2 protein-coding genes are annotated in these 2,525 nt (G+C 35.6%); both read right to left on the reverse strand.

Annotated features, from left to right (window positions below; translation table 11 throughout):
- Positions 1 to 274: 274 nt before the first annotated feature.
- Positions 275 to 1,177 carry a phosphate butyryltransferase gene (locus AC220I_RS21220; RefSeq protein ID WP_486725867.1) on the reverse strand — a complete coding sequence of 301 codons (903 nt, stop codon included), beginning with the start codon at positions 1,175 to 1,177 and terminating at the stop codon, positions 275 to 277.
- A complete protein-coding gene (buk, locus tag AC220I_RS21225; protein WP_486725868.1) occupies positions 1,170 to 2,261 on the reverse strand; it encodes a butyrate kinase in 1,092 nt (363 codons plus the stop codon). The genes AC220I_RS21220 and buk overlap by 8 nt, the downstream gene beginning before the upstream one ends.
- Between the last annotated feature and the right edge of the window lie 264 nt (positions 2,262 to 2,525).

A 2,525-nucleotide genomic window follows, 5' to 3' on the forward strand; every position in this document is an offset into this window, starting at 1 on the left:
ATAAATTGCGATCTTAGTCGATGTTGAACCTGGATTAATCGCTAATATTCTAAAAGTTTCCATGTTTTCTCTCCTATTCTCTTAAAGCGAGTTACCGTATTCAAAATCTAATCAATGATCAGATGGCAACTCTTTTTATCAATTGTCAATTGCTATTCGCTATTTGCTATTTGCTATTTGCTATTTGCTATTCATTATCTGCTAATCAGTTATTGATTATTACTTTTGCAGATTATTAAAGGCTACCTCATGTTCTCAAGGTATCCACAATCCATTAAATTGCTGACATTAAAACACCAAGAGCAATAGAATTTAATTTAGATTCATCAGAATCCGCTCTTGAAGTTAATACGATTGGCGCTTTAGCACCAACGATAATCCCTGCTGATTTCGCATTTGCAAGGAAGTTAAGAGCCTTATAAAGAATGTTACTCGCCTCAATTGTTGGACACAATACGATATCCACATCGCCAGCCATTGGATCTTTAATGCCTTTAATTTTTGCAGCTTCTTTAGAAACAGCGTTATCAAGGGCAAATGGACCACCGACTTTACAGCCAGTAAGTTGGCCTTCTTGATTCATACGAACAAGCTCACCAGCATCAACTGTAGCAGGCATAGCAGGATTTACTTTTTCCTTTGCAGCAATGATACCTACATTAGGCACATCAATTTCAAGTGCTTTTGTTACAAATAATGCATTTTCAATAATTTGTTTTTTAGCATTTAAATCAGGTGCAATGTTCATAGCAGCATCTGTTACTGTTAAAATTTTATGATATGTTGGAATATCAAATACCGCCACATGGCTTAATACATTACCGGTTCTAAGACCAACTTCTTTATTTAAAACAGCTTTTAAGATCACAGCTGTATCTACTAAGCCCTTCATAACCATATCTGCTTTTCCAGTTGAAACAAGTTCAACTGCTTTAAGTGAAGCCTCTGCTAAATCTTCAATGTGAATCAATTCGAAACTTGAAAGGTCTAACCCAATCTCATTTGAGATTGCTTTAATCTTAGGTACATCACCTACCAAAATTCCCTTGACAATGCCTTTTTCATAAGCTTCTTTGATTGCCTTTAAAACATCATCATCCTGTGCGCACGCCACTGCAACAACTTTTGGGCCTTTACTAATGGCTATATTTAATAATTCATCAAAATTCTTAATCATTGATTTTAACCTCATTTTCATATATTTTTGCTGTTTCTTCGCCTTTGAGAACACGTTGTACACCTTCGTTGAGCGCTTCCATTTCATCTTCACCTGGTTTTAAAATAACTGGTGCAATAAACGAAACGTGTTCTTTGATGTAATCTGTTAGATATTTAGAATATGCAACACCGCCGGTTAAAACGATGGCATCAATTTTTCCCTGTAAAACGGTTGCCATGGCGCCAATTTCTTTAGCGATTTGATATCCCATAGCCTCGAACACTAATTTCGCATGCTCATCGCCATTTTCAATCATTTTTAGAACTTCTCTTGCATCATTTGTCCCTAGATAAGCCGTCATGCCGCCTTTACCTCTGAGTTTTTTCTTTAAATCTGCAAAAGTATATTCTCCAGAGAAACAAAGCTTAGCCACATCACCCACTGGTAATCCACCTGTTCTTTCAGGCGAGAATGGGCCCATTTCATTTGCATTATTTGCATCAAGCATTCTACCCTTTAATAGAGGCACAACTGAAATTCCGCCACCTAGATGTGCTATAACCATATTTAAATCTTCTACTTTACAGCCTTTATCATTTGCAACGCTGTGTGCAATAGCTTTAATGTTAAGTGCATGTACAAGCGATTTTCTAACGATTTGAGGCATCCCTGAAATTCTAGCTACATCATCAAACTCATCAACAGCTACTGGATCTACGATAAATGCATCAATGCCTTCCGCTTTTGCGATGGCACTTGCAATCATACCACCAAGATTAGAAGCATGTTCACCTTGAATACCAATGATAAGATCTTTCACCATTGGTTCAGTGACCTTATAAGTTCCACTAGGCATTGGTCTTAACAAGCCGCCTCTGCCAACAACTGCTGCAAGTTTAGAAGGTTCATATCCTTCTGATACTAGCCAGTTAACAATCATGTCTTTTCTATATTCATATTGATCTGTTATCTTCTCATATTTTTCGAGCTCTGAAGTCTCATGTGTTAAATTTTCTTGAGCTTTTTTCTCATAGCCTTCATATACAGCTATTTTAGTTGACGTTGAACCTGGATTAATCACTAAAACATACTTTCTTTCCAAATTGACACCTCCACCTAACTTTTATAAATCTCACCCTTATATTTAACGCAAGGATGATGCCAATACAACCTAAAAATCATAAAGTGGTCTTAAGAATTCTTATATTCTTGAATCAACTGCAAACAGTGGTGTTCTTTCCACATAAATTAAAATACAATTTTTTTTAAAATTAAAATAAGGATAATATAACCAATAATCTTGTCTTTAATGCAAAAAATAACATGCAATAATTTGCATGTTATTTGCTAAGTGCAATTTTTTGCA

The sequence above is a fragment of the Fusibacter sp. genome (assembly GCF_057447755.1).